At 40.7% G+C, this 18,803-nt stretch carries 12 protein-coding genes; 11 read left to right on the top strand and 1 reads right to left on the bottom strand.

Annotation, left to right across the window (positions count from 1 at the left end; genetic code table 11):
- The first annotated feature begins 22 nt into the window (after positions 1-22).
- Positions 23-2,626, top strand: a complete 2,604-nt coding sequence (locus AAEY57_RS02070) for a DUF2339 domain-containing protein (protein ID WP_350605996.1) — start codon at positions 23-25, stop codon at positions 2,624-2,626.
- Positions 2,627-2,675: 49 nt separating this feature from the next.
- Here AAEY57_RS02070 and AAEY57_RS02065 read toward each other — a convergent pair whose 3' ends face one another.
- Positions 2,676-6,116, bottom strand: coding sequence for a hybrid sensor histidine kinase/response regulator (locus AAEY57_RS02065; protein ID WP_013465755.1), 3,441 nt, complete (start codon positions 6,114-6,116; stop codon positions 2,676-2,678).
- 462 nt (positions 6,117-6,578) lie between these two features.
- Here AAEY57_RS02065 and AAEY57_RS02060 point away from each other — a divergent pair, with 462 nt between their 5' ends.
- The 10 genes from AAEY57_RS02060 to phoR all read left to right on the top strand — a co-directional run bounded on the left by AAEY57_RS02060 (position 6,579) and on the right by phoR (position 18,777).
- A complete protein-coding gene (locus tag AAEY57_RS02060) occupies positions 6,579-6,842 on the top strand; it encodes a DUF4212 domain-containing protein (protein ID WP_008464847.1) in 264 nt (87 codons plus the stop codon).
- Between the two features lie 10 nt (positions 6,843-6,852).
- Positions 6,853-8,577, top strand: a complete 1,725-nt coding sequence (locus AAEY57_RS02055) for a sodium:solute symporter family protein (protein ID WP_010387613.1) — start codon at positions 6,853-6,855, stop codon at positions 8,575-8,577.
- 140 nt (positions 8,578-8,717) lie between these two features.
- On the top strand, positions 8,718-10,556 hold the full coding sequence (locus AAEY57_RS02050) for a DUF294 nucleotidyltransferase-like domain-containing protein (RefSeq protein ID WP_350605992.1): 1,839 nt from the start codon (positions 8,718-8,720) through the stop codon (positions 10,554-10,556).
- 5 nt (positions 10,557-10,561) lie between these two features.
- Entirely contained in the window at positions 10,562-11,185 is a 624-nt protein-coding gene (locus AAEY57_RS02045) for a 3'-5' exonuclease (RefSeq protein ID WP_350605989.1), read from the top strand.
- Between the two features lie 130 nt (positions 11,186-11,315).
- Positions 11,316-12,062: an SIMPL domain-containing protein gene (locus AAEY57_RS02040; protein WP_350605988.1), complete on the top strand. Its 747-nt coding sequence runs from the start codon at positions 11,316-11,318 to the stop codon at positions 12,060-12,062.
- A 183-nt stretch (positions 12,063-12,245) separates the two neighbouring features.
- Positions 12,246-13,259 (top strand): erythrose-4-phosphate dehydrogenase, encoded by a 1,014-nt coding sequence (gene epd / locus AAEY57_RS02035; protein WP_016900482.1) that lies wholly within the window; start codon positions 12,246-12,248, stop codon positions 13,257-13,259.
- A gap of 316 nt (positions 13,260-13,575) precedes the next feature.
- Positions 13,576-14,751: a phosphoglycerate kinase gene (locus tag AAEY57_RS02030; RefSeq protein ID WP_096038718.1), complete on the top strand. Its 1,176-nt coding sequence runs from the start codon at positions 13,576-13,578 to the stop codon at positions 14,749-14,751.
- Between the two features lie 211 nt (positions 14,752-14,962).
- Positions 14,963-16,027 carry a class II fructose-bisphosphate aldolase gene (fba, locus tag AAEY57_RS02025; protein ID WP_008111197.1) on the top strand — a complete coding sequence of 355 codons (1,065 nt, stop codon included), beginning with the start codon at positions 14,963-14,965 and terminating at the stop codon, positions 16,025-16,027.
- 620 nt (positions 16,028-16,647) lie between these two features.
- Positions 16,648-17,337: a phosphate regulon transcriptional regulator PhoB gene (phoB, locus tag AAEY57_RS02020; protein WP_013465747.1), complete on the top strand. Its 690-nt coding sequence runs from the start codon at positions 16,648-16,650 to the stop codon at positions 17,335-17,337.
- Between the two features lie 93 nt (positions 17,338-17,430).
- Positions 17,431-18,777 (top strand): phosphate regulon sensor histidine kinase PhoR, encoded by a 1,347-nt coding sequence (phoR, locus tag AAEY57_RS02015; protein WP_016900478.1) that lies wholly within the window; start codon positions 17,431-17,433, stop codon positions 18,775-18,777.
- The last annotated feature ends 26 nt before the right edge of the window (positions 18,778-18,803 follow it).

Below are 18,803 nucleotides of genomic sequence, written 5' to 3'. Positions count from 1 at the left end.
TGTAAAATAAAAAAGGGACTGTATGGATGAGTTAATCGGATTAGCAATCATTATATCTATTGCGATTGTTGCAGGAGGCGTATGTGGTTTAGTTGCCTTAGTGCAATTAAACGGCTTAAAACAAGAGATTGCAGTATTAAAATTCAAGCTATCACAGTATGAGTTAAACCCAAATACAGTCTCTAGCGAATCCCCTGTAAACACACAACCAGATAACGCAAAATCTTTAAACCGCGCAGACATTCCTGATTCTGATTATAAACCTGCGAGCATTAAACATACGCCACTATCTAAAGTAGCAATTAAAAAGCCATCGAGTATTGAACTGCTTTTTAAACAATTACGTGCAGGCTTTGAACAAAACTGGATGACTTGGATTGGTGCTATTGCTTTGGCTTTAGGTGGCGTTTTTTTAGCCAAATACAGTTTAGAGGCGGGGCTACTTTCACCTGCAATGAGGCTCAGTGCCGGTGGATTATTTGGCATTGGCTTAATCGCAGCAGCGTATTATTTACATTATAAACGTATTGTTTTTGAAGGCTTTAATAATTACATTCCTGCAGCCCTTGCCAGTGGCGGCTTTATGACTTGCTTTGCCTTAATGTTTTTGGCTTATAACAGCTTTACCATGCTAAGTGCTGAGTGGGCATTTATTGGCTTAGCAGTGATTGCTCTTTGCGCCAGTGCAATGGCGATTAAGTTAGGTCCTTTACTTGCTGTAATTGGCATTATAGGCGCATACAGTGTTCCTATTTGGGTAAATACGGGCAGTGGTCAGTTATTTTCTTTACTTATTTATGTTGCCCTTGTGAGTGTTGCCGCAGCGGTTGTGGCACATAAAGTACAGCGAGTGTGGTTGTGGTATTTACTATGGGTAGGGCATATAGGCTGGTACTTGGTCGGACTCACTCTATTTAACTATGACACAGTGTGGTTAATAGGCGCTTATGCGTTACTAAGTATTTTAGGCTTAATCGCTATTGCACGCTTAGGCTTGGGCTTTAATACCCTTGAAGTGCGCCCGCACAGCTTCAAACGATTAGTTAACTTATTTCCAGATCACGGATTATTACTGGCCTTTATGGCGCCTTTAATGATTGCCATGCTATTGAGTTTGTTTAATTTACAATGGCAAATCGTGGCGTTGTTAAGCATCGCTTTGTTACTATTTTTAGTGTTAAAAAATAGCCGTTGGGATGCATGGCAAGGGGTTTCTTTAGTGATTGCGCTGTTACTAGTGATCAGTGCTAAACAAACTTATGCCTTTGATGATGCGTTATTTATTTTTAAAAACGAATATGGGCTAGGCTTATTACTTGCTCTGGGGTTAAGTGGCTATGGACTCTATTTTGGTAATAAATACTCAAAACGATTAGCTTTTCATTTGCTTGCTTCGTTAAGTGTGTTTGTATTGGTGGGCACTTTGTATGCGATGATCCCAAATACGGCTTTAGCAACCGCTTATCCACTTTGGGCGGTATTGTTATGTTTAATGAGTGCGGTGTTAATTAAATTTACGCAAAATAATACAACCTTATGGCAGCGTTTTAGTTATTGGGTGGGAGCAAACGCCAATATCACTTTAGCAATTACTATGCTACTGAGCGATAGCGGCCTTACCATTGCACTGGCTGTTCAAGTATTACTGCTGAGCTTATTAATAAAAAAATACAAAGTGGCTATGCCACACTGGCCAATAAAAGCCCTTGTGGCGGCATTACTTTTACGCCTTACCTTATCGCCGTGGACGCCTAGTTATGATTCTCTAACTATCTTTGGTTTGCATTGGAGCTTAGTTGTTTACCCGCTGTGTATTGGGTTATTTTTTGCAGCGGCTAAATGTTTTAATACTTCAAAACTAAAAATATGGTTAGAGGGGGCAGCACTGCATTGTTTAGCGTTATTTGTGACAACCGAAACCAGTTATCAACTGGTAGGGCACTACCCTCAGTTGTTTTCTTTAAGTTTTTATGAGCAAGTTTTGCTCAGCTGTAACTTGCTTGCTTTAGGCTGCGTTTATTTATATCGCGCGCAAAGTGCAGGGCAGCTGGGTAAGTTATACCGCACTGCAGGTTTGATTTTATCAGCGTTAGCTGGCTTATTATTAATCAATACAACGTTGGATGATAATCCGTTATTAATGCGTCTTTATGTTGGTGAAACGCCAATATTTAACTGGGTGCTTTTAATCTGGTTTATTCCGAGCCTGCTAGCGTTATGGTTAGCGAGTTTAGTTAAATCGTTAAATGCTAAATTGAGTCAAATTATACTCGGTGGGTCTGGTTTATTAGCGGTATTAGCTATCAACACCTTGATCCGCCAATATTGGCAAGGCGGCTTTATTTACCTTGATAAGGCAACCAGTGACGCCGAGCTATATAGCTATTCGGTTATTTGGTTATTACTTGGCGCATTGGTGGTGATCGCCGGACATTTAAAACAGCTGCGGTTATTACAAAATGTCGGTTTGGGGATTCTTGGTGCGGTAATCGTTAAAGTATTTTTAATTGATATGGCTAATTTAACTGGGCTTTTAAAGGCATTATCGTTTATTGGCTTAGGGCTTTCGTTAGTCGGGCTTAGTTGGTTGTTCCAAAAACTAAGAAAGCGTAATTATAGCAATTAAGCATAGCTTTAAGCCCAGTATTTTACTGGGCTTAAGCGTTTATTGGTGGTTAAGTACTATGATTAAGCAGGGCCTTAAGTTTACCTGGTTTTACTGGTTTACTTAGGTAATGAATATTTTCAGCTTTGGTTGTTTGTTTTAGCTCGGTGTCACGCACCGCGGTAATTAAAATTGCCGGAATGTCGCTTTGCCAAGTCTCTCGCAGTGTTTTAATTAAAGTAATGCCATCCCAATCATTACCTAATTGATAATCCATTAAAATAACATCGGGCGCTGCATGCGCTTTAGCATACGCTAACACAGCATCAACTTTGTCGAATAAGGTGTAATTTGCCCGCCATTTTTTCAATAAGCTGGCCATCGCGGCTAAGTTTTCAGGATCGTCGTCAACGGCAATAATATTAATCGCAGCGCGGTTGTCTACGATATTTTGATTTGTTTGTTTTTGTTGCACTAATTGCGCATCACCATAAGGCACTTCTATACTAAATCGACTGCCTTTATTAGGTAAAGAAACCACATCAATCGGCAGGCTCAATAAATCAGCCATACGTTTAACTACCCCTAGACCAAGGCCTACGCCTTTATTGTCGCCCGCTTCAATTCGGTAAAAGTCGTTAAATATTTTTGCCTGTTCAATATCGCTAATGCCTGGGCCTGTATCCCATACTTCAATCCGTAAACTGTGTTTTCTGTTTCTACAAGCAATTAATACACGGCCATTTTCGGTGTATTTAATCGCATTAGACAGCAAGTTTTGTAGTATTCGACGCAAGTAGGTAATGTCACTATGCACTATTTGCTTATTTGAGCGCACTGTAAATGACAGTCCTTTATCGCTTGATAAAATGGCATATTCACTTTTGAGAGGGTCTAAAATATCGTCAATACAAAAGTGACGTGGGCTTGGGGTCATTGCGCCTTGTTCTAATTTTGCAATTTCGAGTAAGGCCGACATTAAATGCACAGTTGAATCTAAACTGTCGCCAAGCTTATTAAAATTATTTTTATTCGTGGTGTCTAGTTGTGTTTCATCAATCGCGGCAAGGTATAAACGTGCAGCATTCAATGGCTGTAAAATATCGTGACTTGCCAATGCTAAAAAGCGAGTTTTACTATCATTAGCTTGTTCTGCCTCACGCTTGGCCAAAGTAAGTGCTTGCTCTGTTTGTACGCGGCTATCTATTTGTGCTTGTAGATTACTATTAATCGTTTGTACTTCTTGGGTGCGCGCTTCAATACGGTTTTCTAAGTCCATATTAATTTCTTCTAGCGCATTTTGAGTACTAATGTGAGTAGTAATATCAGAAAAACTGGTTACAAATCCGCCATCAGGAAGTGGGTTACCGATCATTTCATACACTTGGCCGTTTCGACGATGGCGAATAAAGTGATGTGAACTACCATTTTTTAAATGCTGAACTCGCTTATCAACATGACGGTCAATTTCACCTGGGCCACATTCACCGCGCTCTGCGTTATACCGGATTATTTCCTCAATAGGTTGGCCAACTTGTAAAAAGCCCTCGGGGTAGTTAAACATTTCACTGTAGCGCTTATTCCAAGCCACGAGGTTTAGGTCTTTATCAACAACGGATAGGCCATGGCTTAAGTTTTCTAACGAGGTAAACAGCAAGTTTTGATTAAACTGCAGTGCTTGTGTGGTTTCATCAAAAAAGTTTACCACCTCTTCAAACGCCATGCGTTTGCCCGACGATACGGTATGAATAAGTGCTTGCGCCGACGAGGCACCTAATACCCCAGTAAGCGCACGCTCGCAGTAAGCAATAAAGTCAGCGCGAGGGTGAGCATTGTTGTCGTTTAAGTCGTGATGAAGCGCATAGTGTGATAATACTTGCTGGCTACGTTGAATGCCTAAAAAGGTCTGTAGCAGTATTTTGAAGTCGTATACCGTGGCTTTTACATTTTTATTTAAGCGACGCGATAAAATAGCCTGATCTTTAGGATTAACAAAAGCAGCCGCTTGAATTTTGTCGATTAAGCGCTCTTCAGCCCCTAGTGAAAAACTAATGTAACAGCCAATATTAGCAAACAAAGCGATAAGTGTACCGCGCGTTATTAGGGTTTGTTGTAACTCACTGTCTAGTGGGTTGGGGGCATCTAAAATAGGTAGCATCAAAAATAGTACCCAACAAATGACCCCTGCGAGTAGCCCGGCATAAACGCCGTAAGCATGGCCTTTTCGCCAATATAAACCACCCACAATGGCAGGCAATAGTTGCGATACCAATGAAAAAGCAACCAATCCCATACTAGCCAGTGCACTGCCATTTCCAAACCATTGCTGATAGAAGTAAGCTAAAATAAGTACTCCGGCAATGGTAAATCGACGCACTAGTAAAATACGTGATTTATAGCTGCTGGTAATTAAGTTACGTTTAAATTTACGACGTAACATTAACGGCAATACCACATCATTTGAGATCATGGTACTTAACGTCAATGTGGCTACAACAATCATGGCTGTAGCTGCTGAAAGCCCCCCAATAAACACAAACGTAGTCAAAAAAGCATTATTGTGCAGCATAGGTAAGGCAAGTACAAAGCTGTCTGGTGATAAGCTGCGGCCTATTTCTGGGTGAATCGCAGCGGTGGCAATAGGTAAAATCATTGCTGCTGTTAGCAATAAATACAGTGGGAAGGCCCAACGCGCAGTGAATAAATGGCGCTTATCTTGGTTATCGACCACGGTTACATGAAATTGGCGTGGCAAACAAATAATAGCCGCTGCTGCCATAAGTGACTGGCCGATAAAATTAAAACTAAAAAAGTCAAAGTGTGTCCAGTGCATCCAAATAGACTCGGCAACTTGACTGCTACTTTGGGTAGGTAAATTAAATAAGCTGTATATCGCAAGCCCTGCAACGGCGGCTAAGGCAAACAGTTTAACTAGAGATTCAAACGCCACAGCGAGCATTAAACCTGAACGGTATTCGGTTACATCAACTTTGCGCGTACCAAAAAATATAGCAAATAGCGCCATCATTAACGTGGCCGATAGCGCTAAAATATCCCCTGATATCTGATTGCTGTTTTGTAGGAGTAAAAAGCTAGAGCTGAGTGCTTTTAATTGCAATGCAATGTACGGAATGGTGGCCAATAAGGCGATTATTGTCACCATAATGGCGGTGGTTTGACGCTTACCATAGCGGGCTGAAATAAAGTCGGCAATAGTGGTGATATTTTGTTTTTTACTCACCAGTACCAGTTTACGTAAAAAGCCTTGACCGAAAAAAAACAATAAAGCGGGGCCTAACAATATAGGTAAAAAACTCCAGCTGCTGGTCGCTGCTGTGCCTACTGAGCCGTAGTAAGTCCATGAAGTGCAATAAATACCTAGTGCAAATGAATACACAAACGGGTGATGACTAATACGCTTGGCAAGTGGCGTGGTTTTATCCCCCCAATTAGCCAGCCAAAACAGCACGCCTATGTAGCCAAAGGCAACAATGAGTAGTACAGCCGTCATGTTTATTTAACCTTGTAGAATATTTTTATAATTTGCCATAACTATACCCAAACTATTTCAAGATGCGAGCGTCAGTTGGCGTTTGAGGTAGTTTGGGTTTTTACAATATTTGGTTGCGGGTTAAATAGGGGGGTATACATTTTATTTATATTATCTATAAATAAAATAAAACATTGATTTTTAATGATTTATTTTAAATTGGTTATTTAGTTAGACTAATGTCTTATTCCCACGCATTACTCAAAAATTGGCGTAAACACCTCGCAAATAAATTAATTAACTTACTGAAATTAAAGTAGTTCACTTGTTGTTTACTAATTAAGCGCCTACAGTTTACGAAAACGTTAACATGTTGTTACGACTATTGTCGCAATTCAATATTTGAGTAGCGTTGCTAAATTGATTAACGAATATAAAAAACCACCCATCGTAATCTTGCGATGTTTAAAGGGGAAAATAAAAATGGCTTTTAAAAATGAAGAACAAGCAAAAGCTTATTGGGCAGAAAACATTTCATTACTGTTTAAATTATTAGCAGTATGGTTTGTGGTCTCTTTTGGCTTTGGCATATTACTGGTTGATGTACTTAATGAAGTACGTTTTTTTGGGTTTAAACTTGGCTTCTGGTTCGCCCAGCAAGGCGCGATTTATACCTTTGTGGCTTTGATTTTTGTGTACGTTTTCAAAATGAATACGTTAGATAAAAAATATGGCGTAGACGAATAGGAGCTAGTCAATGGATGTTCAAATACTCACATTTATAATTGTCGGTTTAAGCTTTGCGCTTTATATCGGTATTGCAATTTGGGCTCGTGCTGGGTCAACAAATGAATTCTACGTTGCTGGTGGCGGTGTACCTCCACTAGCCAATGGTATGGCAACTGCTGCGGATTGGATGAGTGCTGCGTCGTTCATTTCAATGGCAGGTATTATCTCGTTTGCGGGTTACGACGGAAGTGTTTACTTAATGGGGTGGACCGGTGGTTATGTACTACTGGCTATGTGTTTAGCGCCTTACTTACGTAAATTCGGCAAGTTTACCGTGCCAGATTTTATCGGTGACCGTTACTACTCACGTACTGCGCGTTTAGTGGCTATTTTATGTGCCATCTTTATTTGTTTTACTTACATTGCGGGTCAAATGCGCGGTGTTGGTGTAGTGTTCTCTCGTTTCTTAGAAGTTGAAATTGAAACCGGTGTGTACATCGGTATGATCATTGTTTTCTTCTATGCCGTACTTGGTGGCATGAAAGGTATTACTTACACGCAAGTTGCGCAGTACTGTGTACTAGTGTTTGCTTATTTAGTACCGGCTATTTTCATCTCTATGATGGCAACAGGTCACTTTTTCCCACAAACTGGTTTTGGTGCCACGCTAAGTGATGGCTCTGGAATGTATGTATTGGATAAACTTGACGGTTTAAGTGCTGAGCTTGGTTTTGGGCAATACACTGAAGGCTCGAAGAGCATGATTGATGTATTTGCAATCACAGGTGCTCTTATGGTGGGTACAGCCGGTTTACCACACGTAATTGTTCGCTTTTTCACTGTTCCTCGCGTAAAAGACACACGTATTTCAGCAGCGTGGACACTGGTGTTTATTGCTATTGTTTACACAACAGCACCTGCAGTAGCTTCGTTTGCCCGTGTAAACATGATTGACACAATAAATGGTAAAGACGGAAGCGGTACAGCGTATGCAGAGGCACCAGCTTGGATTAAAAACTGGGAACGTACGGGTCTAATCACCTTTAATGATAAAAATGGTGACGGCAAAATGTTCTACACATCAGGTAAAATCACTGACCCTAATAGCGCAAACGAAGTAAATGTTGACCGCGATATTATGGTACTAGCGAACCCTGAAATAGCCGACTTACCAGCCTGGGTTATTGCACTCGTTGCAGCTGGTGGTATTGCCGCGGCACTATCGACTACAGCGGGCTTACTATTGGTTATTTCAACCTCAGTATCTCACGATTTACTAAAACGGACACTCAAACCGGATATAACCGACAAGCAAGAGTTACTTGCAGCGAGGTTGGCAGCGATGATTGCTATTGTAATATCCGCCTACTTTGGGATTAACCCGCCAGGATTTGTGGCCTCGGTTGTTGCCTTTGCCTTCGGCTTAGCGGCGGCGAGCTTCTTCCCTGCAATTATTATGGGTATTTTCTCTAAATCAATGAATAAACATGGTGCAATTGCAGGCATGGTAACGGGTATCACCTTTACTGCTGCATACATCATCTACTTCAAGTTTGTGAGCCCAGAGCTTAATAGCCCAGAAAATTGGTTCTTAGGTATTTCACCTGAAGGGATTGGTTTAGTAGGTATGATCATTAACTTTGCAGTAGCTGCAGGTGTTATGAAAATGACTCAACCGACACCAGTTGAAATTCAAGAAATGGTTGAAGGTATTCGTAATCCTAAAGGGTCTAGTGAAGCGCATGCTCACTAATCCATATATCTAATGATATAACCCATCAAAGCCCGACTTAAGTCGGGCTTTTTATTTGTTTAAATAATGACTACATTAAATAATCGCTATATTAAATAACCATATTTCAGGTTAAGTCGCTTTTTTATTGAGGATGATTTATGAGTAGTGAGCAACAGGAAGTCGCGCAGTTTATTAACAAACAAGCACCATTTTCAATGTTACAGGACAGCGCCTGCAGTTATTTTGTTAACCATCTCGATAGTATTTATTTGACCCGAGAAAACCAAACGCAATGGCTTAACAGTGAACAGCCTAAATTATTTTTAATTCGTTCCGGGTTATACGATTTAGTGGATGCTCAAGGCGATACGGTAACGCGTTTAACTCAAGGTGATTACTTTGGTTATCCCTCGTTACTGACGGGAGATTCAATACAAAACAGTTTAGAAGTACAAAAAGAGGGCATTGTCTATATGCTCGACCAAACGGATTTTGATTACTTACGTCGAGAATATAAAGCATTCGAGCAATACTTTGTTCGTGCTCATGCTAATCGATTGCTGTCATCACATTATAAAAGTAATAACGACAGCTGGTCTGAGCGTAAAATATCAGAGATCATGACTCGCAAAGCGATTACGCTGCCCCCCGATGCCAGCATCCGTCATAGTGCTAAAAAAATGCAAGAGCATGGGATTTCATCAATGATGATCACCGAAAATTCGCATCTTGTTGGGGTGGTTACTGACCGTGATTTACGTAATCGAGTGCTTGCTGATGAAGTGGATCCCGCGCAAGCTATCAATAGTATTATGACCAATAAGCCTAAGTTTATATTTGAAAATAACCGCGTATTTTCAGCGCTGCACTTAATGCTTAAGCATAATATTCATCATTTACCTGTGCTTGACGAAAACCACAAACCGCTAGGAATGATCACCAGTACAGACTTACTACGCCAACAAAAAAGCGACCCCGTGCAGCTAATTGGTCGTATTTACAAGGCCCATAATGTGGCTGATTTAAAACGTTACGCGAAAGAAATTCCTGAGTTATTAAAAGGTTTTTCAAATAATATTGATGATATTTCGCTGATCGGAAAGTTACTCAGTGGTTTAACCGATGCGTTGACCTCGCGGCTAATTTTTTTATTTCAACAACACCATGGCGCCGCGCCAACCAGTTTTAGTTTTATTTGTTTTGGCTCTCAAGCGCGCGAAGAGCAAACACTGCATTCTGATCAAGATAATGGCTTGTTATTACCTGATGGTCTAAACGATGAACAGCACGCATATTTTAAACAGATGGGCGAATTTGTTTGTGAAAACTTAGTTGAGTGCGGCATTCGTCGTTGTCCTGGTAACATAATGGCTAGCAGTGATGCGTGTCGAATGAGTGTTAGTGATTGGGGGGCGAAGTTTTTAAAGTGGATCACCAGTCCCACACCCCAGGCAATGCTCAACTGTAAAATCTTTTTTGATCTGCGTTTTATTGAAGGCTCAACCACACTCTATAGCCAGTTTTGTGAAGAGTTGACCCATATTTCTCGCAATGATCTTTTTTATGCGGCAATGGCCAGCGATGTTAACGCTAACAGTGCGCCGATTGGTTTATTCAATAACTTTAAAACCGAAAAAACCGAGCAGCACCACAAATACATCGATCTTAAAAAGCGCGGGGTAGTGATCATTAACGATCTGGCAAGGCTGTATGCATTAAAAGTAGGCATCCGCCGTGCTAACACCCAAGAGCGATTAGACTCCTTATTAAAGTATTCATTGTTAAGCAAAGAAGATATTTATAATTTAAAAGATTGTTGGCGATTTTTAACTCAGCTTCGGCTGCGCACACAAATAAACGAAGAGGGGTTACCCAGCAATTGTATAAACCCAGATAAGCTCAATTCGTTAGAGCGTCATCAGCTTAAAGAAGCGTTTTACCTAGTAAAACAAGCGCAGCAAGGCGCGGCGTTTAAATTTGCGCGTGGGAGTTTGTAACAACAATGGTTAAGCAGCTTATTACTCGTTATTTAAAGCGCCGCCATTTGCTTGAGCAAAGTGCTTTAAAGCAACGTTACTTAGTGATTGATTTGGAATTAACAGGGCTTGATCCTAAACAACATGAAATTGTTTCGGTTGCTTGGGTACTTATTGATAACGAATGTATCAAAAACAGTCAGTCGCAGCATTTGGTTAATAAAGAGGTGAAAAGTCTAGAGCAGAGCCCCGTTTTTCATGGCATTAGTACTGACTCGGTGGCACAAGGGCAAAGTCTACAAAGCATTATAACGTCTTTAAGCGCTCACTTTAGTGACTGTATTTTAGTATTTCATAATGCCATGCTCGATTGGGGTTTTTTAAAGTTAGCACTAAAAAATGCAGGGATCACCCAGCGCCCCAAGTTGATTATCGATACCTTACAAATAGAAAAAAAGCGTCTGCTAAAACATAGCTCAGATATAAAATTAGACGATTTAACTCTTAATGAATGTCGTAAACGCTACGACTTACCAAGCTATCATTGTCATCACGCCCTTACCGATGCACAAGCTACTGCTGAGTTGTTATTAGCCCAATGCCATCAAATAAGCGCCGGTAAGGAGCTCAAAGTAGGCGAGTTGACGTAGGTTGGGCAGAGCGAAGCGAAACCCAACCTATAAAGAATGCATAAATACTTGGTTAATGAGGCAGTTTACTTTTGTTTTTATTTGTATAATTATGGGAACGTGTGATTTATTATGAATTCAAGGAACGAATATGAAACTTATCATCGCTATTTTTATTACCTTATTCCCTCTTATTACTTTTGCTAATTCAAGCGTGCCAGCTAATCGTCATATTGCAGTGCAGGGGTCAGCTGAGGTATTTGTTGAGCCAGATATGGCTCAAATTATATTTGAAGTAAAAAGCACTGAAGATACATTACTTGAGGCTAAACGTGAGCTTGATGGCCGGATTAGCTTGCTACTTGAACAATCAGACAAATACGGTTTTGGCCAAGACGATGTTTATATATCTGGTTTAAAAAGCAAGGTATACACTATGATTGGTACAGAATCTGGGACTGTTTCAGGCGATAAGTATTTAGCCCTGAAAACAGTTAAAGTCACATTAAAAGATATTAAAAAAGTCGATGAATTTATTAATTTTGCTCAAAGCTTAAAAATAGACAATATCGAAAAAATTAATGGTTTATCCTCTAAAGTTAATCAGTTAGAGGCAGAGGCAACACAATTAGCAATCGATAACGCAAAAGCGAAGGGAAATAAGCTCGCTCAAGCTTTTGGCGCTGAACTTGGCAACGTTTACAGTATCAGTGCAAATTCCAGCAGCTCAGATTACGATTATGACGCGGGCGGTGTTAAGCACATTATTTTATCTAGCCACAGAAATAGTATGGTTGCTAGTAATAACGAGAATCCATTTATGCAGCAGCAATATTTAGGCGCAATAATAAGCGTTAAAGCATCAATAAAGGTGGTGTTTGATTTAAAACTAAAATAGCAAACAGTGCAAATACCCACTAGCAGGACTAAAAGTAAAAGTGCAGTGTGTGTTGATTATGACGTTAATTTAAAGTTTCTAATGCTTGGCTCTTATAATCACAAGCAAGGTCGATTACAATACCGCCATCTAAAAGGCGACGCTGCCTTTCTCTGTACGTAACTAGAGTGGATTTTATATTTCATGGCAATCAAACTTGCAATTAATGGTTTTGGTCGTATTGGTCGAAATATTGTCCGTGCACTATACGAATCAGGCTTAAGCGACGAGATCAAAATTGTTGCAATTAACGAACTAGCCGACCCTGAAGCTATTGCCCATTTATTAAAATACGACACCTCTCATGGTCGTTTTGCTTTTCCAGTTAAACTAGGTGAAGACACTATCAGCGTTGCTGATGACACCATTGCGTTATTTTGTGAACAAAATCCAGTTGAATTACCGTGGCAAACGTTAGATGTTGACGTGGTGCTTGAATGTACGGGGGTTTACCACTCACGTGAGCATGCACAGTTACATTTGACTGCGGGTGCAAAAAAGGTGCTGTTTTCACATCCTGCGGATAATGATGTTGATGCCACTATTGTTTACGGTATTAATGACGATGAGCTTAAAAGCGAGCATACTATTGTCTCTAATGGCTCGTGTACCACCAACTGCGTTGTTCCTGTTATTAAAGTACTCGATGATGCTTTTGGCATTGAATCAGGTGCTATTACAACCATTCATGCGTCAATGAACGATCAGCAAGTGATTGATGCGTATCATCATGATTTACGCCGTACGCGTGCCGCCAGCCAGTCTATTATTCCTGTAGATACAAAATTAGCCCGTGGTATAGACCGTATTTTACCTAAATTTAAAGGTCGCTTTGAGGCCATTGCGGTTCGTGTACCGACCATTAATGTGACGGCGATGGATTTAAGTGTCACGGTTAATGCAGATGTAGATTTAAGTGCGGTTAATAATGCCCTTAAAGCACAAGCTAAAGACCGTCTTGAAGGTATTTTAAGTTACACCGAAGAGCCATTGGTATCGGTTGATTTTAACCATGACCCACATTCTTGTATCATAGATGGCACACAGACACGTGTTAGTCATAAACGACTGATAAAGTTATTAGTTTGGTGTGATAACGAGTGGGGATTTGCGAATCGCATGCTCGATACCGCGCGTGCTATGATGGCATTTAAGTAATATTTAAAACGTATTTGTAAGGGTCTGTTGACCTTTGCGGATTGATATTTGTTCAAACTAAGGGCAATTTAATCGCGGCGCGAGGTTTGTAACCTAGTGGGCTAAGTAAAAACCGAGCAACAAAGAGTAAATTGCCCCTAGGTAGAACCCTTTGGGCTGCGCCTGTTTGGCATTGATGCTGCGTTATCGCCTATTTATGGGGAATAACCACACCATATAGGCTCTGCCTTGCCTAAATACCAAACAGGCAGCTGCAAATTCAACCTTGAAAGGTCAACAGACCCTAGGTTTAGTATCGTTAACTAAGGAGATGTTCATGTCGGTCATTAAAATGGCAGATTTAGATTTAAACGGCAAACGCGTATTAATTCGTGAAGATTTAAATGTACCCGTTAAAGCAGGAAAAGTGACGTCAGATGCACGTATTCGTGCTGCGTTACCTACTATCAAACTAGCGTTAGAGAAAGGCGCGAAAGTGATGGTTATGTCACACCTTGGCCGTCCTACGGAAGGGCAATACGAAGAAGAGTTTTCATTGGCTCCGGTTGTCGATTACTTAAATGATGCACTTGAGCAAACAGTTCGCCTAGAAAAAGATTACTTAAACGGCGTTGATGTTGCAGATAACGAAGTCGTTGTTTTTGAAAACGTGCGTTTTAATAAAGGCGAGAAAAAAGACGACGAAACCTTATCAAAGCAATTAGCTGCATTATGTGACGTGTACGTAATGGATGCTTTTGGTACTGCGCATCGCGCACAAGCATCAACGCATGGTGTAGGTTTATTTGCTGATGTAGCGTGTGCCGGTCCATTATTATCGGCTGAACTTGAAGCGCTAGGCAAAGCACTTGATAACCCAGCACGCCCATTAGTGGCGATTGTGGGTGGCTCTAAAGTGTCAACTAAGTTAACCGTACTTGATTCGTTATCTAAAATTGTTGACCAGCTTGTTACCGGTGGCGGTATTGCTAATACCTTTATTGCCGCTGCAGGTTATCCTGTAGGTAAGTCCCTTTTTGAAGCTGACTTAATGGACGAAGCTAATCGCTTATGTGCAGCAGCAAAAGCTAACAATGGTGAAATTCCAGTACCGACTGATGTTGTTGTGGGTAATGAATTCTCAGAATCAGCTGTAGCAACACTTAAAGATGTAAGCGAAGTTACCAGCGACGATATGATTTTTGATATTGGCCCTGATACAGCAAACAAACTTGCAAAAATTATTGCTAATGCGGGCACTGTTGTATGGAATGGCCCAGTGGGTGTGTTTGAGTTTGATCAATTTGGTAATGGCACTCGCGCTATTGCAAAAGCGATTGCTGATTCAAGCGCATTTTCTATTGCTGGTGGTGGTGACACCCTAGCGGCAATTGATAAGTATGGCATTAGTGATAAAGTATCGTATATCTCTACAGGTGGTGGTGCGTTCTTAGAGTTTTTAGAAGGCAAAAAACTACCTGCAGTTGCAATGCTAGAATCACGCGCTAAATAATACCTTTGGGTATTAGCTAGCCGTAAAGCAGATGTGCTTATTTCACATCTGCTACAATTAACGAGTAAATACCTCTCACTTTTATTTAGTCGTTAATAATATGAATTTTAGGCCATTTGCCTTTTAATTCATGGCGCAGTGATTGCGCCAAACTAACAAATCCGTTCAAACTAGGTAGTAAAATAACTACCGATAAATTGGAGAATACCCAATGGCTTTAATCAGTATGCGACAACTTCTTGATCATGCCGCAGAGCATGGTTACGGTGTACCCGCGTTTAATGTAAATAACCAAGAGCAAATGCGTGCAATTATGGAAGCGGCTGATAAAACAAACAGCCCAGTTATTGTACAAGGTTCTGCGGGCGCACGTGCGTATGCCGGTGCACCTTTTATTCGTCATATGATTTTAGCTGCAGTTGAAGAATGGCCACATATTCCAGTGGTTATGCATCAGGATCATGGTACATCACCGGGTGTATGTCAGCGTTCAATTCAGCTAGGTTTTTCATCAGTAATGATGGATGGCTCATTAATGAGCGATGGTAAAACACCTTCAAGCTACGATTATAACGTTGATGTAACACGTAAAACAGTTGAAATGGCGCATGCGTGTGGCGTATCTGTAGAGGGTGAGCTAGGTGTATTAGGTTCACTTGAAACTGGTGAAGCGGGTGAAGAAGATGGTGTTGGCGCTGAGGGTAAACTTACCACTGAGCAAATGCTAACAAATCCAGAAGAAGCGGCAGACTTTGTAAATAAAACCCATGTTGATGCGCTGGCTATTGCCTGTGGTACATCACACGGTGCCTACAAATTTACTCGTCCACCAACCGATGACATTTTAGCAATTGATCGTATTAAAGAAATTCACGCGCGTATACCAAATACCCACTTAGTAATGCATGGTTCGTCTTCTGTTCCACAAGAGTGGTTAGAAGTGATCAACCAATACGGTGGCGAAATTCCAGAAACTTACGGCGTGCCAGTTGAGCAAATTGTTGAAGGTATTAAATATGGTGTGCGTAAGGTAAACATTGATACTGACTTACGTTTAGCGTCTACCGGTGCGATTCGTCGTCATTTAGCGATGAACCCGTCTAACTTCGACCCACGTAAGTTTTTAGCTGCTGCAACCCAAGCAATGACTGATATTTGTATCGCTCGTTACGAAGCGTTTGGTACGGCGGGTCAAGCAAGTAAAATTAAGCCAATTTCATTAGATGAAATGCACCTTAAATACTTAAGCGGTGAGTTAAACCCAAAAATAAAATAATGAGCCAATAACGGCGATACTCTCGCACTCATTATAAAAAGCCAGTTGCTTACGCACTGGCTTTTTTGATCTGTAAGAGATCAGTATTTTACTTACCAGATAAATCTGGGATCACTCGATTACTAACTAACCTTATCTGGGATCATTACTTTACTAAGTGAAGGGCTTAAAGTGACGCATTTTGTACTTTTAAGTGTCGAACATCATAATTAATGGATAAAAATCACACAGTAAATCATTGGTTTAGCTTTGTTAGTGGGTAAAATAGTGATCCGAAAAGGGATCTGCTTGATAAAACTCTGATCCTTGTATTTAAGATCATAATAAACCTGATCTAAATAGGTGCCGACTTTTATTATTAAGCCTAAAAATAGCTGCTAGTTAGTAATTTGATGATCCCAAGTTAATATCATAAATAGTGCCTTTAATAACGACTCACTTTACTGCAAACCACTTTTTTATTTACTGCTCAAGATGGTAAAAATATGACATATTCAATTTTTTGTTACTATTTTGTGTTTTTTTTAGTCTCATTTTAATTTAGACGTTACACTTTAATAAAAATGTCATACTTAGTCATAATAATGAAACCTACTCAATAGCCTAAGAGATAAATTGGAATGTCACGTAAAGTATTAGTCGTTGATGACGAAGCACCTATCAGGGAAATGTTGGTTTTTGTTTTAGAACAAAATGGCTTTCAAGCCATTGAGGCAGAAGATTATGATTCTGCAATAGCCGCAATGGTCGAACCTTATCCAGATATGGTGTTACTCGATTGGATGCTACCTGGTGGTAGTGGAATTCAAATCGCTAAAAAATTCAAACAAAATGAACACACACGCCAAATCCCTATCATTATGCTGACTGCTCGCGGCGAAGAAGAAGACAAAATACGCGGTTTAGAAGTCGGTGCTGATGATTACGTTACTAAGCCGTTTTCACCTAAAGAGTTAATGGCGCGTATCAAAGCGGTTATTCGCCGAGTAGCACCTACCTCTTTAGAAGAAGCAATTGAAGTGCACGGCCTGCGCTTGGACCCTATTTCGCATCGTGTTACCTCAGGGGGCAGTGAGCTTGATATGGGGCCAACCGAATTTAGACTATTACACTTTTTTATGACCCATCCAGAGCGGGTTTACAGCCGTGAGCAACTGCTTGATCATGTATGGGGCACGAATGTGTATGTTGAAGACAGAACAGTAGATGTTCATATTCGTCGCTTGCGTAAAGCGATTGCTACGCTTGGACACGACCGCTTAGTACAAACGGTACGCGGAGCTGGTTATCGCTTTTCGAGTAAATTATAGTGTGCTTACAATTAAGCTTACTTAGTTAAGTAGCAATCTATTAACCTAGCTCAGTCAACTTGTCTGCTAGCGTTTATAAGGTAAAGAGCGTGTATGTATCGAGTTATTAACAAGCAGGCGCTAACAAAGCGGCTGTTTGTCTATTTTATACCTTTACTTTTAATTGGGGTGCTTATTGGTGCCCCATTTTTGATGTTGTTTTTGGGCGCTTTTTCGCTACTTATGTGGCATTACCATCAACTTTATCGGTTAAGTGATTGGCTGCATAACCAGCGCAGTTTTAATCCACCAGAAGGTGAAGGGTCGTGGGAGCAAGTATTTGAAGGCATCTATCAGCTGCAACATCGTAATCGTAAAAAGCGTAACGAACTGGCAGAGCTGATACGCCGTTTTCGTGACGGTGCTGAGGCGGTGCCTGATGCTGTTGTTGTATTGCAAAACGATTTATCAATTGTGTGGTGTAATCAACTTGCACTCAAAGTGTTAGGGTTACAATGGCCGGTTGATCATGGTCAGCGTTTAGATAACCTCATTCGCGATCCTAAATTTGCTAAATATATGCGCCGTAAAGAGTTTAGTGATGCACTGGAGCTTGAAAGTGGCCACAGTGTAGAACAAGTACTTGAGTTTAGGGTGATGCCTTATGCTAACACTCAGTTATTGGTGGTAGTACGTGATGTCACCCGTTTAAAGCAGCTTGAGCAGATGCGTAAAGACTTTGTTGCTAATGTGTCTCATGAGCTCAGAACCCCTTTAACGGTTGTTACCGGCTACCTTGAAATGCTCGACAGTGATTCGCTTCCTCCGCCTGCAATGTGGAATAAGGCACAAACTACCATGCTAGAACAATGTAAACGCATGGATAGTTTAGTGAACCAGTTACTTTCGTTATCACGTATTGAAGGCGCAAAACGCCACAGTAATGATAAGGCAGTAAAGGTACCGCAATTGCTAAAACTGATTGAAACTGAAGCACAGTCTATAAATCAAGATAAAGGCCATCAACTTATTTTTAATATTGATGCGTCACTTGATATTACCGGTGCTGAGGATGAGCTCAGAAGTGCGTTTTCAAACTTAGTATTTAATGCCATTCATTATACTAAGCCAGGTGGTAAAATTGAGGTGTGTTGGCAGCGCAACAATGAACAGGCATGTTTTAGTGTTACCGATAATGGTGATGGTATTGCACCAGAGCATATAAATCGCTTAACTGAGCGTTTTTATCGGGTCGATAAAGCCAGAAGCCGCACCACAGGTGGCTCAGGATTAGGCTTAGCAATTACTAAACATGTACTTACTCGCCATGGTAGCCAATTAAAAATTAACAGTGAACTGGGTAAAGGCTCCTGTTTTTCTTTTGCGTTTTCAAGCGATAGGCTGATCTCTATTTCGCCATTAGTGACGAGTAATACTGCTAGTCATAAAAGTGTCATTTAAGAGTCACACCATTGTCATGTACTCAC

Origin of the sequence: Pseudoalteromonas sp. MER144-MNA-CIBAN-0113, from assembly GCF_040308965.1 — a bacterium.
Classification (GTDB): domain Bacteria; phylum Pseudomonadota; class Gammaproteobacteria; order Enterobacterales; family Alteromonadaceae; genus Pseudoalteromonas; species Pseudoalteromonas tetraodonis.
This window is presented reverse-complemented; position numbering and strand designations above follow the sequence as displayed.